The following is a 19303-nucleotide window of genomic DNA, read 5'->3' as shown; positions in this document are numbered from 1 at the left end:
GCCCATACTGGCTTCCCGCGTCCCCGCGCCTTCTTCCGAAAGCGCGAAAGATCGAGATTCTAGCCACCTCCCCCACGCCTTGCAAGCACTATTTTGATAAGCCCATTCAACGGTGCTTGAACACCGGTTTGCGTTTCTCAACGAATGCGGCCATCCCCTCTTTTTGATCCTCAGTTGCAAACAAGGAATGGAACAGGCGTCGCTCGAAATTCACACCCTCGGCAAGGGTGGTTTCGTAAGCACGATTCACGGATTCCTTCACCATCATCACCGCTGGCAACGGGAACTCCGCGATCGTGGCTGCTGCTGCAACCGCCTCGTCGAGCAATGACGCAGCGGGAATGACACGCGATACGAGCCCTGCTCGCTCAGCTTCATCTGCATCCATGAACCGCGCTGTCAGACACATGTCCATCGCTTTCGCTTTCGACACTGCGCGAGGCAGGCGTTGCGTACCGCCGGCACCCGGCATGACGCCGAGTTTGATCTCCGGCTGGCCAAACTTTGCGGTGTCGGCAGCGAAGATGATGTCGCACATCATCGCCAGTTCGCAGCCGCCGCCAAGCGCGAAGCCAGCGACCGCAGCAATGATCGGCTTGCGGACAGTGCGTACGGTCTCCCAGTTACGGGTGATGTAGTCGCCCTTGTACACATCCATATAGGTGTACGTGGCCATCATCCCGATATCGGCGCCTGCGGCGAACGCCTTCTCGCTCCCCGTCACAACGATTGCGCCAATTCCGTCGTCGGCATCAAAAACCTTCAGTGCTGCGCCAAGTTCATCCATCAACGCGTCGTTCAAGGCGTTCAGCGCCTTCGGACGGTTCAACGTCACCAGTCCAACCCGGCCGCGGGTCTCCACCAGAATGTTTTCGTAAGCCATGCTTCCTCCTTGTTTTGAATGAAAAGCAAAAACGCTTCGCGTGACTGTCCCAATAATGCTACCATTCGCCAACCAACCGGTCGGTCAATTATTCGACAAAAGCTCCCTCTAACGTTCAGCATCCCTTCCGCCATGACACATCCGCTATTCACGAAGCACGAAGACACGCTGCAGAAGGCGCTCGCCGCCATTGAGACACGCGGCTACTGGAGCCCCTTCGCCGAAATGCCCAGTCCGAAAGTGTACGGTGAAACAGCGAACGCGGATGGCGAAGCCGCGTTCAAGTCTCACCTGAACAAGACGTTCGAGCTGGATCAACCGGCCACACAGGAAACTGTCGGCGCCGAAATCTCGCCGTTCGGCTTCCCACTCGGCATTCGCTATTCGAAGGCAGACCCCACCACGTTGATCGACGCTGCGGCCACGGCCCAGCGCGACTGGCGCACTGCCGGGCCCGAGGCTTGGGTCGGCGTGTGCCTGGAAATTCTGTCGCGGGTGAATCGCGCCAGTTTCGAGATCGGCTACGCCGTCATGCACACGACCGGCCAGGCCTTCATGATGGCCTTCCAGGCGGGCGGCCCCCATGCGCAGGATCGTGCGCTGGAGGCCGTTGTTTATGCATGGGATCAGCTGCGCCGGATTCCAGCCGATGCGCACTGGGAAAAGCCGCAAGGCAAAAATCCGCCACTGGCGATGCACAAGCGCTATACCGTCGTGCCGCGCGGCACTGGCCTCGTGCTCGGCTGCTGCACTTTCCCGACGTGGAACGGCTATCCCGGCCTCTTTGCCGACCTGGCAACTGGCAACACGGTCATCGTCAAACCGCATCCGGGCGCGATCCTGCCGCTTGCGATCACCGTGCGCATCGCGCGCGACGTGCTGCGGGAAGCCGGCTTCGATCCGAACGTGGTGACACTGCTTGCGACCGATCCTGACGATGGAGCGCTCGTGCAGGAGCTCGCCCAGCGGCCAGAAATCAAGCTGATCGACTTCACCGGCAGTTCGCAAAACGGTACGTGGCTCGAACGAAACGCACACCAGGCGCAAGTGTTCACTGAAAAGGCCGGCGTCAACCAGATCGTTATCGATTCCGTCGATGACCTCAAGCTGGCCGCCCGGAATATTGCCTTTTCGCTCGCGCTGTACTCCGGCCAGATGTGTACGGCGCCGCAAAACATCTACGTGCCGCGGGACGGCATTCGCACCGCCGAAGGTCAGATGAGCTTCGACGCTGTCGCCGAGGCCCTTGCCGGCGCGGTGCAGAAGCTCGTGGCCGACCCGGCCCGCGCGGTCGAACTGCTCGGCGCGATTCAAAACGATGGCGTTACGCAACGCATCGATGAAGCGCGAAAACTTGGCCGCGTGCTCGTCGACAGCCAGTCGCTCGAACATCCGGCCTTTGCCGGCGCGCGCGTCCGCACGCCGCTCCTGTTGCAACTCGATGCTGCCAGCGATGCTGCGCTGTTCACCCGTGAATGGTTCGGCCCGATCTCGTTCGTCATTGCGACCGACTCGACCGCGCAATCGCTCGATCTCGCTGGCGCGATCGCCGCTGGGCATGGCGCGCTCACTCTGTCCGTGTACAGCGTTGACGACGCGGTCCTCGAAGCCGCTCACGAAGCATCGATCCGTGGCGGCGTAGCCCTGTCGATCAACCTGACGGGCGGTGTATTCGTGAACCAGTCAGCGGCATTCTCGGACTTTCACGGTACGGGCGCCAATCCCGCAGCCAACGCCGCACTTGCGGACGCCGCGTTTGTCGCAAATCGATTCCGCGTAATCCAGAGTCGAGTTCATGTTGAACCGAAGGCGGTTCCAACGTAAGCCGGCCGAACGGCATATGCCATCCGGCCGACTGGAGCCCTGCCCTACGCCCCACTAATATGAGTCGACGGACCGGTGTGCAACGCCGGCCATCACTCTCTGGAACCCGACATGACAGACGCCTTTATCTGCGACGCGATTCGTACCCCGTTCGGCCGCTACGGCGGCGTCCTGAAAGACGTCCGCGCGGACGACCTCGGTGCCGTGCCCATCAAGGCGTTGATCGAGCGCAATCCGGGCGTCGACTGGCACGCGCTCGACGACGTCATTTACGGCTGCGCCAACCAGGCCGGCGAAGACAACCGCAATGTCGCGCGCATGTCGGCGCTGCTTGCCGGCTTGCCTGTCGACGCGCCCGGCGCAACGCTGAACCGGCTCTGCGGCTCAGGCATGGACGCGGTCGGCTCAGCAGCGCGTGCGATCAAGGCGGGCGAGGCACATCTGATGATCGCCGGAGGCGTCGAAAGCATGACGCGCGCTCCGTTCGTCATGGGCAAAGCGACCAGCGCGTTCGCACGTCAGGCCGCGATCCACGACACGACGATCGGCTGGCGCTTCGTCAACGCGCAGATGAAGCGCGACTTCGGCGTCGATTCCATGCCGGAGACCGCGGAGAACGTTGCCGACCAGTTCGGCATCAATCGCGCTGACCAGGATGCGTTCGCCTTGAGCAGCCAGCAAAAGGCGGCACGCGCCCAGCGTGACGGCACGCTGGCGCAGGAAATCGTCGCGGTCGAAATCGCGCAGAAAAAAGGTGATGCGATTCGTGTGAGCGTCGACGAGCATCCGCGCGAAACATCGCTCGAAGCACTCGGTAAGCTGAAAGGCGTCGTGCGCGCCGAAGGCACGGTCACCGCGGGCAACGCGTCAGGCGTCAACGACGGCGCCTGCGCAGTCCTGCTGGCGAGCAAGGAAGCTTCGGAGAAGTACCGTCTGCGCAGGCGTGCACGCGTCATCGGCATGGCGACAGCCGGCGTGGAACCGCGCATCATGGGCATCGGGCCCGCGCCAGCTACCCAGAAACTCTTGAAGCAGATTGACATGACGCTCGAACAGTTCGACGTCATCGAATTGAACGAAGCATTCGCGTCGCAGGGCCTCGCCGTACTCCGTGCACTCGGTCTGCGTGACGACGACCCGCGTGTTAATCCGAACGGCGGCGCAATCGCGCTCGGTCACCCGCTCGGCGCGTCGGGCGCGCGACTCATCACAACCGCGCTTCATCAACTGGAACGCACGAACGGGCATTTTGCCCTGTGCACGATGTGTATCGGCGTGGGACAAGGTATTGCACTCGCCATTGAGCGTGTCTGAAGAAGCAACCTTTTGCACCTGCAGGCCATGGAGACAAAGAGGAGACAACCGATGTCCTATGAAGCGATCCGCGTCGAGCTTGACGCCCCGTCCCGCGTCGCAACGGTGACGCTGAATCGCCCCGACAAGCTCAACAGCTTCACGCGGGCGATGCATAAAGAACTGAGTTCGGCGCTCGATGAAGTCGAAGCAGCGGGCGCACGTGCCCTCGTATTGACCGGCGCAGGCCGTGGGTTCTGTGCCGGCCAGGATCTGGCCGACCTCGATTTCACGCCTGGCGCAATGACAGACCTCGGCGGCTTGATCGACGAGCATTTCAATCCGCTGATCCGGCGACTCCAGGCGTTGCCGTTGCCGGTCATCGCGGCTGTCAATGGTACCGCTGCCGGTGCGGGTGCGAATCTCGCGCTGGCCTGCGATCTTGTCATCGCGGCCCGCTCGGCGAGCTTTATTCAGGCGTTTGTGAAAATTGGCCTCGTCCCGGATTCCGGTGGCACGTGGTTTCTACCGCAGCGCGTCGGGATGGCGCGCGCGCTCGGGCTCGCCATAACGGGCGACAAGCTCTCCGCCGAAAAGGCCGAAAGCTGGGGCCTTATCTGGCAGGTCGTCAACGACGCCGATCTCAAGGACGCTGCGGGGAAGCTGGCCACGCAACTTGCGCAGCAGCCGACCCGTGCCATCGCCGCAATCAAGCGCGCAATGCGCGAGGGCGCCACGCAAACGCTGGACGCACAGCTCGACCTCGAACGCGATCTGCAAAGCAAACTCGGCGCATCGCATGATTACGAGGAAGGCGTACGCGCCTTCATGGAAAAACGCGCAGCACGTTTTGAGGGCCGCTGACATGTCCACCCAGCCACAGCACGACGCCGCAACGACGCCTGACGAACTTGCCCGGGCCACCGCTGACGCCATGTACGAAGCCGACGCCTGCAGCCAGGCACTGGGTCTCGAACTTCTCGACGTGCACCCCGGATATGCCCGCATGCGTATGAGCGTCCGTCCCGACTTCCTTAACGGCCATCAGATCTGCCATGGCGGCCTGATCTTCACCCTGGCCGATTCGACGTTCGCCTTTGCGTGTAACTCATACAACATCAACACGGTGGCATCGGGCTGCTCGATCGAGTTTCTGCGTCCGGCATATGGCGACGACGAACTCACCGCCGAGGCGATCGAACAGACGTTGAGCGGACGCAACGGCATCTACGACATCCGTGTGACGAATCGCGCCGGTGAAACAGTTGCCATGTTTCGTGGCAAGTCCGCGCAGATACGCGGCACGGTGATCCCTACCGACCACTGAATACTCGCGCTGAACCCTCACGGCGACGTTCCGTTGTCCGCCCCGCGCAGCACATCTATTCTGAAAAGTAGCAAAGGAGACATCCGCATGACGACCTCTTTACCGCTCGACCCGATCGAAACGGCGAGCCGCGACGAACTCGCCGCCCTCCAGCTCGAACGACTGAAATGGTCGCTCACGCATGCCTACGAAAACTCGCCGGTTTATCGGCGCAAGTTCGACGACGCGGGCGTCCATCCGTCTGAGGTGAAGACATTGGCGGATCTGTCACGCTTTCCGTTCACCACCAAGAAGGATCTGCGCGACAGCTACCCCTTCGGCATGTTCGCCGTACCGCAGGAACAGATCTCGCGTATTCACGCTTCGTCGGGTACGACCGGCAAGCCGACCGTCGTCGGCTACACCGCGCGCGACATCGACACGTGGGCCAACCTCGTGGCACGTTCGATCCGCGCGGCGGGCGCGCGGCGCGGCGACAAGGTGCACATCAGCTACGGCTACGGGCTGTTCACCGGTGGACTCGGCGCGCACTACGGCGCCGAGCGCGCCGGCCTCACCGTGATTCCGTTCGGCGGCGGACAGACGGAGAAGCAGGTGCAACTGATCCAGGATTTCCGGCCGGACATCATCATGGTGACGCCCAGCTACATGCTGTCGATCGCGGATGAACTCGAACGGCAAGGGGTCGATCCGGCGCACTGCTCGCTGCGGATCGGCATCTTCGGCGCGGAGCCGTGGACGAACGACATGCGTCACGCGATCGAGCAGCGTATGGGCATCGACGCGGTCGATATCTACGGATTGTCCGAAGTGATGGGCCCGGGCGTTGCGTCGGAGTGCGCGGAGACGAAGGACGGTCCGACGATCTGGGAAGATCACTTCTATCCTGAGATCATCGATCCGGAAACCGGTGAAGTGCTGCCGGAAGGCGAATTCGGCGAACTCGTCTTCACGTCGCTCACTAAAGAAGCGCTGCCGATCATCCGTTACCGGACGCGTGACCTTACGCGTCTGTTGCCCGGCACCGCCCGCACGATGCGTCGTATGGAGAAGATCACCGGCCGCTCGGACGACATGATGATCGTGCGTGGCGTCAACGTCTTCCCGACGCAGATTGAAGAACTGCTGCTGAAGCAGCATGCGCTTGCGCCGCACTATCAGATCATCCTCACGAAGGAAGGCCCGCTCGACGTACTGACATTGAATGTCGAACCATGTCCCGAGATGGCGCCGGATACGGGCGCGCTCAATACCGCGAAGCAGGCGCTCGCTTATGACATCAAGGCGTTGATCGGGGTGAGCGCGGTCGTGAATGTTCTGGCTGTCAACGGCATCGAACGTTCGGTCGGCAAGGCAAGGCGCGTCGTCGACAAGCGGCGTTCCGGCGGCTGAAGAGTCGACGATCGGGATACCCGTGAACACGCAGGAGCGGTTCAGATCCCAGCCATCATGAAGAAGCGATTCGCAGCGCGGCACGCAGCGAATCGCGATGCAATCGTGCGGTGAACGCCCTCCGTCAATCGAGGCATCCGGCGCGTCGAGCGCTCCGCCGGCGGTTCACGAATTCGGCAATAACAGCCACATACGTCCGGCCTGCTTCATCTTGCCGGCGAGATCCCCGGCGTCATCGCCGAGGCCCCAGAAGTAGTCAGCTCGCACACCGCCCTTGATCGCCGAACCGGTGTCCTGTGCAAAAACCAGACGGTTCATCGGCGAGTTGGTCAATGGACGGGTCGTCTGCAAAAAGACCGGCGTGCCGAGCGGAATCGAAGACGGATCGACGGCGATCGAACGTTCCGGCGTCAACGGCACGCCCAGCGCGCCAATCGGGCCATCGGCGCCACCCTGCGGAGCCGCTTCACCGGAAGGCATCTCGCGGAAGAACACAAATCGCGGATTCGTATCGAGCAACGCATCGACCTTCGTCGGATTCGAACGCGCCCACGCCTTGATACCCTGCATCGTCGCCTGCGCGGGCGTGAGCTCGCCACGATCCAGCAGCGAGCGTCCGATCGACTTGTAGGGCTGATTGTTTGTTCCGCCAAAGCCGACACGCATCACGCTGCCGTCTTCCATCACGATCCGTCCAGACCCTTGCACCTGAAGGAAAAACGCTTCGATCGGATCGTCGACCCACACGAGTTCGTTGCCGGTCAGAACGCCCGCGCGCTCGAGCTGCGCGCGTGCCGGCAAAGGCGCGCCGGCGCGATAGCCAGCCGGCCAGCGATACAGCGCCGTCTGGTACACGCCGTGTCGCACACGCGAACCGCGCAGCAAAGGTTCGTAATAGCCCGTCACAAGGCCGTCGAGCGTCCCGTCGGTATTTGCGAACTGGAAGGGGGTGAAATACGTTTCGAAGAATGTCCGTGCACTGGCGACATCGAGATCGTCGAGTTCCGCCGCCGCGGCACACGCCCGCTGCCAGTTCGGCTGACGTGCAAGCCTCGCGCAGTTCTGCCGCAACGCCGCTGCAGCACCAATCAGCGAATCGTCCTGCCAGCCGGGCACCTGCTGCCATGCGACAGGCGTGAGCCGTGTCGAAGCGATCTGGCCGGGAATGATTGCGGCGCCCGTTGGCGGCGTGGCCGCCGATCTCACCGATCCACCTCCACCACACGCAGCCAGCATCACCGTTACCGCCACCCCACTCGCCCAACCAGCGGCCGTCCGGACAATACGCATACAATGTTCGTTCTTGATGGAAACCGCCATGTCTGAACTGTTCGACGAATACCCGATGCTTATATTTGCGCTGGAGTCGCTTCTGGCGCTGTTCCTGCTGATTTTCATCGTTGTCTGGACGGCGTCCGGCAAGAAGAAGCAGACGCAGAAGGCCTCGGGCAAAAAGAGTGACAACCAGCAGTCGCAGCCGTAACCCTTCCGGCTGGAAACAAGGCTCTACGCCGGCTCAATGCAGCGTGCGCGGCATGCGCAGCATGAACTCTGGTACCGTCGCCTCGAAGCGCTCGCCGTCTTCCGCGACGCAGAAATACTCCCCGCGCATCGTACCGACGGGCGTTGCGATCAACGCCCAGCTCGTATATTCGAACTGCTCGCCCGGCTTCAGCAACGGCTGGTGGCCGACCACGCCCAGGCCCTTCACTTCCTGAACGTGATCTTCGCTGTCGGTGATGACCCAGTGACGGGAGATCAGTTGGGCCGGCACCTGGCCGCTGTTGCGGATGGTCAGCGTGTACGCGAACGCATACTTGCGCCGCTCGGGATCCGATTCGTCGGGCAGATACGCGACCTGCGCCGACACGCTGAATTCGTACTGGCTCATCCTGATTCCGGTGTGAATAACATCTGCGGGAAACCCAGACATCAATGGTTTCCGGCCTGTCGGCGGGAAGCGGCTCTGGTTTCGCATTCTGCTTGATGCAGCGGACGCCCGCAACCTGCTATCCCATCCGGACAGGGGTTTCTCCGCGCGCAAACCGGTAAAATAGCGACTTTCGACCCGCCACTCCTCACGCCATGACGCAATTCAGAATCGCTCCCAGCATCCTGTCCGCCGACTTCTCGCGGCTCGGCGAGGAAGTCCGCAACGTCGTTGCCGCTGGCGCCGACTGGATTCACTTCGACGTGATGGACAACCACTACGTGCCGAATCTGACCATCGGGCCGCTCGTCTGCGAGGCGATCCGCCCGCACGTGCAGGTGCCGATCGACGTGCATCTGATGGTGCGTCCGGTTGACCGTATCGTGCCCGACTTCGCAAAAGCCGGCGCCAACGTGATCAGCTTCCATCCAGAAGGCTCGGATCACATTGACCGCACGCTGTCCCTGATCCGCGATCATGGCTGCAAGGCCGGCCTCGTGTTCAATCCGGCCACTTCGCTCAGCTATCTCGACCACGTGATGGACAAGCTCGATCTCGTGCTGATCATGTCGGTAAACCCTGGTTTCGGCGGGCAATCGTTTATTCCTGAAGCGCTGAACAAGCTGCGCGAGGCGCGCGCGCGAATCGATGCTTACAAGGAAAAAACCGGCCGCGAGATCCATCTCGAGGTGGACGGCGGCGTTAAGGTCGACAACATCGCTGAAATCGCAGCTGCAGGCGCGGACACGTTCGTGGCGGGTTCGGCGATTTTCGGCAAGCCGGACTACAAGGCGGTCATCGACCAGATGCGCAGCGCGCTCGCCCACGTCGAGCACTAGGCGCGCACCGAGCGCGCAACAAACGAGCGACAAGCACGTACCCAGCGAGCCCTGAACATGACCGTGACGCCCTCATCCCCCGCACCGGCATTCACCGGCCCTCGCATCGAGGCCGCAATCATCGACCTCGACGGCACGATGGTCGATACTGCCGACGATTTCACCGCCGGCCTGAACGGCATGCTCGCGCAGCTCGATGCGGCGGAAACATCGCGCGAGGAAGTCGTCGACTACGTCGGCAAGGGTTCGGAGCATCTGATCCGCAGCGTGCTCGCGCCACGCTTCGAGGCGGAACACGCGCAGGACCGCTTCGACGAGGCGCTCGCGATCTACCAGGAAGAGTACGCGCGAATCAACGGCACGCACACGCGGCTATATCCGGACGTCGAAGCGGGTTTGAAAGCGATGCACGACGCCGGCCTGAAGCTCGCGTGCGTAACGAACAAGCCGCGCCGGTTTGCCGTGCAACTGCTCACGCAATATGGCCTGATCGGCTATTTCAGCGTGGTGATCGGCGGCGATACGCTGTCGAAAAAGAAGCCCGACCCACTGCCGATGCTCACCGCCTGCGCTGAAATGCAGGTCGCCCCGGCAGCGACGGTTGCGATTGGCGACTCCGAGAATGATGCGATGGCCGGCCGTGCGGCCGGTCTGGCCACGCTGACTGTCCCGTATGGCTACAACCATGGCCAGTCTGTACAAACAATAAAATCGGATGGTATAGTTGCTTCGCTGCTCGATGCCGCCAAGGCAATCGCAGCGCACCAATCACCGACTTTATAAGTCCCTCATCCTCATGTTTCTGAATAAAAAACGGAGTCTGATTAGCATCGACCGGGGAGCCTGGCCCTGGCGTCGCTGGTCGCGCTGACCTCGCCTGAGGTACGCTGAAGCTCGTCTTCGGCACCGTTTTTTACTTCGCTGCGCTTTTCGCGCGCTTCCCGAGTTTTACGCCAGTAACCGCTGCATCGTTTCATCTGGCCTTCGTGTATCCATCGGGGTACCGTTGCGTCATGCGGCCTTGCACGCGTCATCGGGACAGCACGCACCGGTCGGTTCTCCCTGTCGAATGACATAGACCGCCTGACCGGCAGCGCAACGCCCCCGTCTTATCCGAAGCACACGCACGTTGTGCCGGACGCACGAACAGGATCGGAACATGACCGAACTCGAATTTCAGTCCCTCGCGAACGAGGGCTTCAATCGCATCCCGATGATCGCCGAGGCGCTTGCCGATCTCGAAACCCCGCTCTCGCTGTATCTCAAGCTCGCGCAGTCCGAGCGCAGCGGCGCCAACTCGTTCCTGCTGGAATCGGTAGTGGGTGGCGAACGGTTCGGGCGGTACTCGTTCATCGGCCTGCCGGCCCGCACGCTCATACGCACCCGCAACGGCGTGTCCGAAGTGGTGAAAGACGGCAAGGTCGTCGAGACGCACGAAGGCGATCCACTCGCGTTCATCCAGCAGTTCCAGGCGCGGTTCAAAGTTGCGCAACGTCCCGGCCTGCCACGGTTCAGCGGCGGTCTCGCGGGCTACTTCGGCTATGACGCGGTGCGCTACATCGAGAAAAAGCTCGCGCACACCGCGCCGCCCGACGATCTCGGTCTGCCCGACATCCAGTTGCTACTGACCGAAGAAGTCGCGGTGATCGATAACCTCGCCGGCAAGCTGTATCTCGTGGTCTACGCCGACCCGGCCGTGCCCGAGGCGTACACGAAAGCGAAGCAGCGTCTGCGCGAACTGCGTCAGCGTCTGCGCACGACCGTTCAGCCGCCGGTTACGTCGGCAAGCATGCGCACCGAGATTTATCGCGAATTCGCGAAAGACGATTACCTCGCCGCTGTGCGCAAGGCGAAGGAATATGTCGCTGCGGGCGAATTGATGCAGGTTCAGGTGGGGCAGCGCCTGACGAAACCGTATCGTGACAACCCGCTCTCGCTGTATCGCGCGCTGCGCTCGCTGAATCCGTCGCCGTATATGTACTACTACAACTTCGGCGAGTTTCATGTGGTCGGCGCGTCGCCGGAAATTCTGGTGCGTCAGGAAAGGCGCGGCGAGGACCGGATCGTCACGATCCGTCCGCTCGCGGGCACGCGTCCGCGTGGCAACACGCCGGAGCGTGACGCCGAACTCGCCACCGAACTGCTGAACGACCCGAAGGAAATCGCCGAACACGTGATGCTGATCGACCTGGCGCGTAACGACGTCGGCCGTATTGCGCAGATCGGATCGGTCGTCGTGACCGACAAGATGATCATCGAAAAGTACTCGCACGTGCAGCACATCGTGAGTTCGGTCGAAGGCAAGCTGAAACCCGGCGTGACCAATTTCGACGTGCTGCGCGCGACATTCCCGGCCGGTACGCTGTCGGGCGCGCCAAAGGTTCGCGCGATGGAACTGATCGACGAACTTGAACCGGTGAAGCGCGGCCTGTACGGTGGCGCGGTCGGTTACCTGTCGTTCACCGGCGAAATGGATCTGGCGATCACGATCCGCACGGGTGTGATCCACAGCGGCAATCTGTATGTGCAGGCGGCCGCGGGCATCGTCGCGGATTCGGTGCCGGAATCCGAATGGCAAGAGACCGAAAACAAGGCGCGCGCGGTGCTGCGTGCGGCGGAGCAGGTGCAGGACGGCCTCGATAGCGACTTTTGACCGGAGACAGACCATGCTGCTGATGATCGACAACTACGACTCGTTCACCTATAACCTGGTCCAGTACTTCGGCGAACTCGGCGAAGACGTACGGACCTTCCGCAACGACGAAATCACGCTCGACGAAATCGCGAAGCTCAATCCCGAGCGCATCTGCCTTTCGCCGGGGCCGAGCAATCCGCAACACGCGGGCATCACGCTCGACGTGCTGCGCAGATTCTCCGGCGAGATCCCGATTCTCGGCGTGTGCCTTGGCCACCAGGCGATCGGCGAAGCATTCGGCGGTCGCGTCGTGCGCGCGCAGACGATCATGCACGGCAAGGTGAGCCAGATCGAAACCGACTGCAAAGGCGTGTTCGCCGACCTGCCGAAGCATTTCACCGTCACGCGCTACCACTCACTCGCAATCGAACGCGAATCGCTGCCAGACTGTCTCGAAGTGTCCGCGTGGACCGACGACGGCGAAATCATGGGCGTGCGTCATAAAACGCTCGACGTCGAAGGTGTGCAGTTTCACCCGGAATCGATCCTGTCCGAACACGGCCACGCGCTGCTCGAAAACTTCGTGAAGCAGTCGAAACTCGCCGCCGCGTCGCACCGCAACGCCTGAAGAAAGAGGAAAGAACATGTCGATTACTCCGCAGGAAGCGTTGCAGCGCACGATCGAGCATCGCGAGATTTTTCACGACGAGATGCTGCACCTGATGCGCCTCATCATGCGCGGCGAACTCTCGCCGGTGATGTCGGCGGCGATCATTACGGGCTTGCGCGTCAAAAAAGAGACGATCGGCGAAATCGCGGCTGCCGCGACCGTGATGCGCGAATTCGCCCGGCACGTCGAAGTGCAGGACAACTCGAATTTCGTCGATATCGTGGGCACGGGCGGCGATGGCTCGCACACGTTCAACATTTCCACGGCGACGATGTTCGTCACGGCCGCGGCTGGCGCAAAGGTCGCGAAGCACGGCAATCGCGGCGTGTCGAGCAAGTCGGGCAGCGCGGACGTGCTCGAGGCGCTCGGCGTCAATATCGATCTGCAGCCAGAACAGGTGGCGGCATCGATTGCTGAAACCGGCATGGGTTTCATGTTCGCGCCGAACCATCATCCGGCGATGAAAAACATCGCGCCGGTGCGCCGCGAACTCGGCGTGCGCACGATTTTCAACATCCTCGGACCGCTGACCAACCCGGCTGGCGCCCCGAACCAGCTGATGGGCGTGTTTCACCAGGATCTGGTCGGCATTCAGGTGCGCGTGATGCAACGGCTCGGCGCGAAGCACGTGCTGGTCGTGTACGGCATGGATGGCATGGACGAAGTTTCACTGGGCGCGGCCACGACGGTTGGCGAACTGCGCGACGGTCAGGTTCACGAATACGAGATTCACCCGGAAGACTTCGGCATGCAGATGGTGTCGAACCGGACACTGAAAGTGAACGACGCCGCCGAATCGAAAGTCATGCTGCTCGAAGCGCTCGACAACAAACAGGGCGTCGCACGCGAGATCGTCGTGTTGAACGCGGGCACCGCGCTGTATGCGGCAAATGTCGTGGCATCTATCGCCGATGGCATTCAGGTGGCACGCGAGACGATCGCGAGCGGCCGCGCGCGGGCGAAGGTCGACGAACTGATCCGCTTCACGCAGCAATTCAAGAAATAACTTCTGCATCGAGATACCTATGAGCGACATTCTGGAACGCATCATCGCGGTCAAGCGCGACGAAGTCCGCGCCGCGAAAATGAGCGCACCGCTCGAAGAACTGCGCCTCGAAGCGTCGGCGCGCGACAAACGCGATTTCGTCGGCGCGTTGCGCGCGAAGCACGAGGCCGGTCTCGCAGCAGTGATCGCCGAGGTGAAAAAAGCCAGTCCGTCGAAAGGCATATTGCGCGAACACTTCGTGCCGGCCGACATCGCGCGCTCGTACGAGAGCCACGGCGCGGCGTGTCTTTCAGTGCTGACCGACGTCCAGTTCTTCCAGGGCAGCGGGACTTATCTGGAAGAAGCGCGCGCCGCCTGCAACCTGCCGGTGCTGCGCAAGGACTTCATCATCGATCCGTACCAGATCGTCGAAGCCCGCGCGATGGGCGCCGACGCGATCCTGCTGATCGCCGCCGTGCTCGAAACGCCGCAGATGCAGGATCTGGAAGCGTTCGCGCATTCGCTGGGGCTCGCGGTGCTCGTCGAAGTGCATGACAGCGACGAGTTGATGGAAGCGCTCACGTTGAAGACGCCCCTGATCGGCATCAACAACCGCAATCTGCGCACGTTCGAAACGTCGATCGACACGACGATCGGCATGCTCGAATCGATTCCCGACGATCGTATCGTCGTGACTGAATCGGGCATTCTGTCGCGCGTCGACGTCAAGCGGCTGCGGGCGATGGACGTGCATACGTTCCTCGTCGGCGAGGCGTTCATGCGCGCTGAGCAACCGGGCGTGGAACTGGCGCGGATGTTTTTCTGAGCTGGCCGAATGGGTCTGGCTGGATGAGCTGACTGAGTCTGGCTGGGCAAGAGTGGCTGGGGGAGTAGCTGAACGAGTCTGGCGGGGGAAGTCTGGCTGAACGAGCTTTTCTTTACGAGCGCGGCTCGACTCGTCCGTCCCGGCGGCTTCGGCAAAACTGCCCCACCAGGACGGCTTCCGCGAAACAGTTTCCGGTTGGACGAGCCGGACCGAACGAGGCACGAGATGGGTATCGAGAGTGAAATCAAGCTGGCGCTGCCGGTCGATCAGTTTGACGCGGCGACGCAGTTTTTCGTCGCACGCGCGGGTGAAGCCGGGCACCCCGTCACGCTCGAGAACATTTACTTTGATACACCCGAGCTGACGCTCGCGCGGTCCAAAAGCGCGCTACGGCTGAGACGCACGCCTGACGGCTGGCTGCAGACGTTCAAAACGGCCGTTGCCGCGAAAGCCGGATTGCATAGTCGTCACGAATGGGAAATGCCCGTCGCGGGCGAAGCGCTCGAAATCGACGCATTGCTGCGCGCATGCGACTCGCCGGATGTCGCGGCGGCATTGCGCAAAGCTGCGCCTGAATTGGCCGAACTGTTTCGCACGAACTTCACGCGCACCGTGTGGCATGTGCAGCAGGACGGCGCAGAGGTTGAAGCGGCGATCGACCAGGGCGAAGTCATTGCCCATGTAAATGGTGAAACGCGCCGCGCGCCCATTTCCGAGGTCGAGCTGGAATTGAAGGACGGTGACGAAGCGGCACTGCATGCGCTGGCAAAAGAGTTGACGTCGAAAGTCCCCGGCCTCACGCCGGACGACATCAGCAAGGCGCAGCGCGGCTACAGGCTGCGCGAGCGATGAATGGCAAGCGGTGATCGATGCCACGCGCTGAACCACTGCATCGCCGAACCGCGCACTCGCATTGGCACGCTGCAGTTCGCGTGAGCACCGAATCGTCAAGCGTGTGTCTCTGCTGGCGCCCACCTTCACCGCTCACCGTCGTCCGAGCCAACCGACCACCAATAGCCCGGCCGAACCACACCAGCCGCCTTGAGCTGCGTCCCGTTTGCTGCGACACTTCCCCGCCATGACCTCTGCCACCCGCTCCCGTTCTTCTTCGTCGCAGGCTTCGCTTTTCGGCGACGCGCCTGCTGATCAAGCTCCATCGTCAGCACAACCCGCTTCGACGACGACAACGACCACGCTCGAAGCCCAGTTCGACGCGTTGCCGCCCGCGTGGCGCAAACACCTGAAGCCGTTCATCGATAGCGACGCCTACGCGCCTTTATGCGCTTTTGTCGACGCTGAGCGCGCCGCCGGCAAAACTGTCTATCCCGCTGACGTCTTCCGCGCGCTCCGGCTGACGGGCCCCGACGACGTGAAGGTCGTCATCCTCGGTCAGGATCCGTATCACGGCGAAGATCGCGGCACGCCGCAGGCGCACGGACTCGCGTTTTCGGTGCCGCCGGCGGTGCGTCCGCCGCCGTCGCTGCGCAATATCTTCAAGGAAATCGCTGCAAACTTCGGCTACGAGGCGCCGCGTCACGGCTGTCTCGACACGTGGGCGCGACAGGGCGTCCTGCTGTTGAATACGGTACTGACCGTCGAGCGCGATTCGGCCGCGAGCCATGCAAAGCGCGGCTGGGAAAAATGCACCGACACGCTGATTCACGAACTCGCGATGCGCCATGAAGGGCTCGTGTTCATGCTGTGGGGTGCGCATGCGCAGACCAAGCGCGCGCTGCTCGGTGGCCGGTCGCATTACGTGCTCGAAGCACCGCATCCGTCGCCGCTGTCGGCGCATCGCGGTTTTCTCGGTTGCCGGCATTTCGCGCTGGCTAACGAATATCTTGAACAGCATGACCGTCTGCCGATCGACTGGCGTCTGCCCGAGGAAGCGCAAACGCTGGCGTAACGCGACGTGAAGCGTCGCCATTCGCGCACCGCGCAACGACCCTACGTAACGCAACACCCCGAGAAGCGCGGCAGAAAAAAACGCCACGGAGTTCACCCCGTGGCGTTTTTTCATTCCTGCGAGACCGGGGCGTCAGCCCCCGTCCCGCCGAAAAAGCAGCTTACGCAGCCGCGATAGCTTCGCGAGCGCCCGCGAGTGCGGCGTTAGCGACTTCCGGACCCATGTTCAGGCCTTCGGCGTAGATGAAGTTCACGTCGGTCATGCCGAGGAAGCCGAGGAACATCTTCAGGTACGGCGTCTGGCTGTCGCCCGGCGTGCCGAGGTACTTGCCGCCGCGTGCCGACACGACGTGCACTTTCTTGCCCGTCACGAGGCCTTCCGGACCCGTTGCGCCGTACTTGAACGTGATGCCAGCGCGGGCGATGAAGTCGAAGTACGTCTTCAGTTGCGACGACACGCCGAAGTTGTACAGCGGCGCAGCGATCACGACGATGTCGGCAGCTTGCAGTTCGGCGATCAGCGCTTCGCTGCGTGCAGCGATAGCGTTCTGTTCCGGCGTGCGTTGTTCAGCCGGCGTGAAGAATGCGCCGAGGATCGTGTCATCCAGGTGGGGCAGCGGCTCAGCCTGCAGGTTACGGACGACGACTTGCGCGCCCGGGTTCGACTGTTGCAGCTTTGCGGTCAGTTCGTTGGCAAGCAGCGTCGAATTCGCGCCTTGCGAGCGGGCTGCCGAGTTGATTTGCAGAATCGTGGTCATGGTTGACTCCAGTTGGGGCGCGCAGTGTTGCGCGAGTGGAGCCATTGTGGTTTTTTACCCGCCGCGGAAAAAGTACCGCGCGGGCGACGGATTGTTGCATGAGTAGAACAATCCGCCGCCTCCAACCCGAGATTTGGCCGCTTTCGCCACCTTTCAGCGCGCTGACGGCGCCCCGCCGCCGTCAGGACGGCGTCATTTCCCGAGCCAGCGCTCACGCCAGTTCCGCGGCGCGACGCGCTTGTCGGTGACCGAAAGCTTGTAGCGCGCGACATCGGGCGCGTCCAGCTTGAGCTGCGTAGAGCGCAGTTCGTCGCGACGGAACGCATGCACTTCCACCTTCGCGCCCGGCACGTAGCGCGACAGCAGCGTGTCGAGGTTCGAACCCGTGACGCGCAGGCCATCGATTGCGATCAGCACGTCGCCGGCCGACAAACCGGCCTTTTGCGCCGCACTGCCGTCGTGCACCGTCGCGAGCGTACAATCCGCGCCGCCGCGCACGCGCACGCCGAGCGACGGCTTGCCGCTCTTCTCCGTCTCCGGCGCGATGCCGATGCCGAACGGCGCGAGCAACGGTTCAAGCGGCAGATCGCGCGTGCCGTACACGCCGTGTTCGAACAGATGGGCGAGCCTGGCGCCGGTCGCTTCGGCGAAGAGCGCTTCAATGTCCGCCTCCGACACGCCGACCGGCTTGCCGCGATAGAAATCGCGACCAAAGCGTTGCCACAAGAGACGCATCACATCGTCGAGCGATTTGCGGTTGCTGGTCTGCGCGCGAATTGTCAGATCAAGGCACAGCGCGACGAGCGAACCCTTCGTGTAGTAGCTGACGATCGCGTTCGGCGCGTTTTCGTCCTGCCGGTAGTACTTCACCCACGCATCGAACGAGCTTTCCGCGACCGACTGCTTCAGACGCCCGCTGCCGCGCTGCACGCCACCGACCACCTTGCCGAGCAGACCGAGATATTCGTCGGGTGAAATCAGCCCGCTGCGCACGAGGATCAAATCGTCGTAGTACGACGTAAAGCCCTCGAAGAGCCACAGCAGCGACGTGTAGTTTTCGCGCGTCAGGTCGTACGGCGCGAACGCGGCCGGCTTGATGCGCTTCACGTTCCAAGTATGGAAATATTCGTGGCTGCACAGGCCGAGATACGTCCGGTAGCCCTCGGTCGTTTCCGGACGGCCCGTCACCGGAAGATCGGTGCGGTTGCAGATCAGCGCCGTCGACGCCCGATGCTCGAGGCCACCGTAACCGTCGCTGACCACCTGCGTCATGAAGACGTAGCGCTCCAGCGGCGCCTTCTTCGACTTCGGCTCGAAGAGCGCGATCTGCGCTTCGCAGATGCGTTTCAGGTCAGCGGCGAGACGATCCATATCGACGGCAATCGTGCGGCCCGCGATCACGATATCGTGCGGCACGCCATGCGCCTTGAACGTCGTTAGCGCGAATTCGCCAAGCGTCACCGGATGGTCGATCAGTTCGTCGTAGTTGAGCGCGCGATACTCGCCGAAACCGTAGCGCTTCGTGCCGCGCGCTTCGGGCAACGCCGTCGCGACGCGCCAATGGCGATGCGACTCGCCCGCCGGTTTCTGGATATCGACCACACACTGCGCTTCCTCATGCCCGAGTGCCGACAGAAACACGCTCGTGCCGTTGAAGAAGCCGATCGTATCGTCCAGATGCGCCGCGCGCACCGACATGTCCCACGCATACACCTCGTAGCGGAGCGTCAGCTCACCTTTGACGGGCGCGACCTGCCACGTATGCTTGTCGGTTTTCTCGACGCGCACCTTGCGGCCCGCGTCGTTGAACGCACGCAGCGTCACGATATTGCGCGCGAACTCGCGGACCATGTAGCTGCCCGGAATCCACACCGGCAGCATGAAGTGCTGCCCGGCCGGATCGGGATCGGCAACGGTGACGCTCACTTCGAACAGATGGGCGGCGGGTTGCTTAGGGACGATGGTGTAGCGGATCGGCTTCATCGGCGGGACATCCAGGCAGTGAGCGGGGCGTTAAAACGGCAGGAGGCGCACGA

19 protein-coding genes are annotated in these 19303 nt (G+C 62.3%); 14 read left to right on the top strand and 5 right to left on the bottom strand.

What is annotated here, in order from left to right; all coding sequences use genetic code 11:
• Positions 1-106: 106 nt before the first annotated feature.
• Complete coding sequence (locus P3T21_RS29150) at positions 107-883, bottom strand: enoyl-CoA hydratase (RefSeq protein ID WP_429259417.1); 777 nt, start codon at positions 881-883, stop codon at positions 107-109.
• Between the two features lie 132 nt (positions 884-1015).
• Between P3T21_RS29150 and paaN the strand changes: the two genes are divergently transcribed.
• The 5 genes from paaN (at position 1016) to paaK (ending at position 6719) form a co-directional block, all read left to right on the top strand.
• Positions 1016-2707 (top strand): phenylacetic acid degradation protein PaaN, encoded by a 1692-nt coding sequence (gene paaN, locus P3T21_RS29145; RefSeq protein ID WP_429259416.1) that lies wholly within the window; start codon positions 1016-1018, stop codon positions 2705-2707.
• Positions 2708-2818: 111 nt separating this feature from the next.
• Entirely contained in the window at positions 2819-4021 is a 1203-nt protein-coding gene (gene pcaF / locus P3T21_RS29140) for a 3-oxoadipyl-CoA thiolase (protein ID WP_429259415.1), read from the top strand.
• 51 nt (positions 4022-4072) lie between these two features.
• Positions 4073-4864: a 2-(1,2-epoxy-1,2-dihydrophenyl)acetyl-CoA isomerase PaaG gene (paaG, locus tag P3T21_RS29135; RefSeq protein WP_429259414.1), complete on the top strand. Its 792-nt coding sequence runs from the start codon at positions 4073-4075 to the stop codon at positions 4862-4864.
• Position 4865: 1 nt separating this feature from the next.
• A complete protein-coding gene (paaI, locus tag P3T21_RS29130; RefSeq protein ID WP_429259413.1) occupies positions 4866-5327 on the top strand; it encodes a hydroxyphenylacetyl-CoA thioesterase PaaI in 462 nt (153 codons plus the stop codon).
• A gap of 87 nt (positions 5328-5414) precedes the next feature.
• Positions 5415-6719 (top strand): phenylacetate--CoA ligase PaaK, encoded by a 1305-nt coding sequence (paaK, locus tag P3T21_RS29125; protein WP_429259412.1) that lies wholly within the window; start codon positions 5415-5417, stop codon positions 6717-6719.
• A 165-nt stretch (positions 6720-6884) separates the two neighbouring features.
• On the opposite strand, the gene mltA is transcribed toward paaK, so the two are convergent.
• Entirely contained in the window at positions 6885-8117 is a 1233-nt protein-coding gene (gene mltA, locus P3T21_RS29120) for a murein transglycosylase A (RefSeq protein ID WP_429259411.1), read from the bottom strand.
• Between mltA and P3T21_RS29115 the strand changes: the two genes are divergently transcribed.
• Positions 8038-8202: a hypothetical protein gene (locus P3T21_RS29115; protein WP_429259410.1), complete on the top strand. Its 165-nt coding sequence runs from the start codon at positions 8038-8040 to the stop codon at positions 8200-8202. The two genes, mltA and P3T21_RS29115, sit on opposite strands and share 80 nt — an antisense overlap.
• A gap of 33 nt (positions 8203-8235) precedes the next feature.
• Here P3T21_RS29115 and apaG read toward each other — a convergent pair whose 3' ends face one another.
• The gene (apaG, locus tag P3T21_RS29110; protein WP_429259409.1) at positions 8236-8610 is read right to left on the bottom strand and encodes a Co2+/Mg2+ efflux protein ApaG; all 375 of its coding nucleotides are present in this window, start codon (positions 8608-8610) and stop codon (positions 8236-8238) included.
• Positions 8611-8804: 194 nt separating this feature from the next.
• Between apaG and rpe the strand changes: the two genes are divergently transcribed.
• The 8 genes from rpe (at position 8805) to P3T21_RS29070 (ending at position 16510) form a co-directional block, all read left to right on the top strand.
• Positions 8805-9488 (top strand): ribulose-phosphate 3-epimerase, encoded by a 684-nt coding sequence (gene rpe, locus P3T21_RS29105; protein ID WP_429259408.1) that lies wholly within the window; start codon positions 8805-8807, stop codon positions 9486-9488.
• Between the two features lie 57 nt (positions 9489-9545).
• Entirely contained in the window at positions 9546-10271 is a 726-nt protein-coding gene (locus P3T21_RS29100; RefSeq protein ID WP_429259407.1) for a phosphoglycolate phosphatase, read from the top strand.
• A gap of 376 nt (positions 10272-10647) precedes the next feature.
• On the top strand, positions 10648-12141 hold the full coding sequence (trpE, locus tag P3T21_RS29095) for an anthranilate synthase component I (RefSeq protein ID WP_429259406.1): 1494 nt from the start codon (positions 10648-10650) through the stop codon (positions 12139-12141).
• 13 nt (positions 12142-12154) lie between these two features.
• Positions 12155-12751 (top strand): aminodeoxychorismate/anthranilate synthase component II, encoded by a 597-nt coding sequence (locus P3T21_RS29090; protein ID WP_429259405.1) that lies wholly within the window; start codon positions 12155-12157, stop codon positions 12749-12751.
• Between the two features lie 16 nt (positions 12752-12767).
• Complete coding sequence (gene trpD / locus P3T21_RS29085; protein WP_429259404.1) at positions 12768-13799, top strand: anthranilate phosphoribosyltransferase; 1032 nt, start codon at positions 12768-12770, stop codon at positions 13797-13799.
• A gap of 19 nt (positions 13800-13818) precedes the next feature.
• On the top strand, positions 13819-14604 hold the full coding sequence (gene trpC / locus P3T21_RS29080) for an indole-3-glycerol phosphate synthase TrpC (RefSeq protein WP_429259403.1): 786 nt from the start codon (positions 13819-13821) through the stop codon (positions 14602-14604).
• 225 nt (positions 14605-14829) lie between these two features.
• Positions 14830-15456 (top strand): CYTH domain-containing protein, encoded by a 627-nt coding sequence (locus tag P3T21_RS29075; protein WP_429259402.1) that lies wholly within the window; start codon positions 14830-14832, stop codon positions 15454-15456.
• 226 nt (positions 15457-15682) lie between these two features.
• Positions 15683-16510, top strand: a complete 828-nt coding sequence (locus P3T21_RS29070) for a uracil-DNA glycosylase (protein WP_429259401.1) — start codon at positions 15683-15685, stop codon at positions 16508-16510.
• A 160-nt stretch (positions 16511-16670) separates the two neighbouring features.
• Here the strand turns inward: P3T21_RS29070 and P3T21_RS29065 are convergent, their stop codons facing one another.
• Positions 16671-17267: an FMN-dependent NADH-azoreductase gene (locus P3T21_RS29065; RefSeq protein WP_429259400.1), complete on the bottom strand. Its 597-nt coding sequence runs from the start codon at positions 17265-17267 to the stop codon at positions 16671-16673.
• Between the two features lie 192 nt (positions 17268-17459).
• A complete protein-coding gene (locus tag P3T21_RS29060; RefSeq protein WP_429259399.1) occupies positions 17460-19250 on the bottom strand; it encodes a M61 family metallopeptidase in 1791 nt (596 codons plus the stop codon).
• Positions 19251-19303: the final 53 nt, after the last annotated feature.

The sequence above is a fragment of the Paraburkholderia sp. GAS334 genome (assembly GCF_050436625.1).
GTDB lineage: Bacteria > Pseudomonadota > Gammaproteobacteria > Burkholderiales > Burkholderiaceae > Paraburkholderia.
Note: the sequence above shows the minus strand (reverse complement) of the source record. Positions and strands in the feature narration are given on the sequence as shown.

Excerpts from the sequence above, each read along its gene's own strand:
- P3T21_RS29115 (WP_429259410.1), top strand. The coding sequence starts at position 8,038 with ATGTCTGAACTGTTCGACGAATACCCGATGCTTATATTTGCGCTGGAG.
- trpD (WP_429259404.1), top strand. The coding sequence starts at position 12,768 with ATGTCGATTACTCCGCAGGAAGCGTTGCAGCGCACGATCGAGCATCGC.
- P3T21_RS29075 (WP_429259402.1), top strand. The coding sequence starts at position 14,830 with ATGGGTATCGAGAGTGAAATCAAGCTGGCGCTGCCGGTCGATCAGTTT.
- paaK (WP_429259412.1), top strand. The coding sequence starts at position 5,415 with ATGACGACCTCTTTACCGCTCGACCCGATCGAAACGGCGAGCCGCGAC.
- P3T21_RS29060 (WP_429259399.1), bottom strand. The coding sequence starts at position 19,250 with ATGAAGCCGATCCGCTACACCATCGTCCCTAAGCAACCCGCCGCCCAT.
- apaG (WP_429259409.1), bottom strand. The coding sequence starts at position 8,610 with ATGAGCCAGTACGAATTCAGCGTGTCGGCGCAGGTCGCGTATCTGCCC.
- P3T21_RS29090 (WP_429259405.1), top strand. The coding sequence starts at position 12,155 with ATGCTGCTGATGATCGACAACTACGACTCGTTCACCTATAACCTGGTC.
- pcaF (WP_429259415.1), top strand. The coding sequence starts at position 2,819 with ATGACAGACGCCTTTATCTGCGACGCGATTCGTACCCCGTTCGGCCGC.
- paaG (WP_429259414.1), top strand. The coding sequence starts at position 4,073 with ATGTCCTATGAAGCGATCCGCGTCGAGCTTGACGCCCCGTCCCGCGTC.
- P3T21_RS29070 (WP_429259401.1), top strand. The coding sequence starts at position 15,683 with ATGACCTCTGCCACCCGCTCCCGTTCTTCTTCGTCGCAGGCTTCGCTT.
- rpe (WP_429259408.1), top strand. The coding sequence starts at position 8,805 with ATGACGCAATTCAGAATCGCTCCCAGCATCCTGTCCGCCGACTTCTCG.
- P3T21_RS29100 (WP_429259407.1), top strand. The coding sequence starts at position 9,546 with ATGACCGTGACGCCCTCATCCCCCGCACCGGCATTCACCGGCCCTCGC.
- trpE (WP_429259406.1), top strand. The coding sequence starts at position 10,648 with ATGACCGAACTCGAATTTCAGTCCCTCGCGAACGAGGGCTTCAATCGC.
- paaI (WP_429259413.1), top strand. The coding sequence starts at position 4,866 with ATGTCCACCCAGCCACAGCACGACGCCGCAACGACGCCTGACGAACTT.
- P3T21_RS29065 (WP_429259400.1), bottom strand. The coding sequence starts at position 17,267 with ATGACCACGATTCTGCAAATCAACTCGGCAGCCCGCTCGCAAGGCGCG.
- P3T21_RS29150 (WP_429259417.1), bottom strand. The coding sequence starts at position 883 with ATGGCTTACGAAAACATTCTGGTGGAGACCCGCGGCCGGGTTGGACTG.
- trpC (WP_429259403.1), top strand. The coding sequence starts at position 13,819 with ATGAGCGACATTCTGGAACGCATCATCGCGGTCAAGCGCGACGAAGTC.
- paaN (WP_429259416.1), top strand. The coding sequence starts at position 1,016 with ATGACACATCCGCTATTCACGAAGCACGAAGACACGCTGCAGAAGGCG.
- mltA (WP_429259411.1), bottom strand. The coding sequence starts at position 8,117 with ATGAAAATCAGCAGGAACAGCGCCAGAAGCGACTCCAGCGCAAATATA.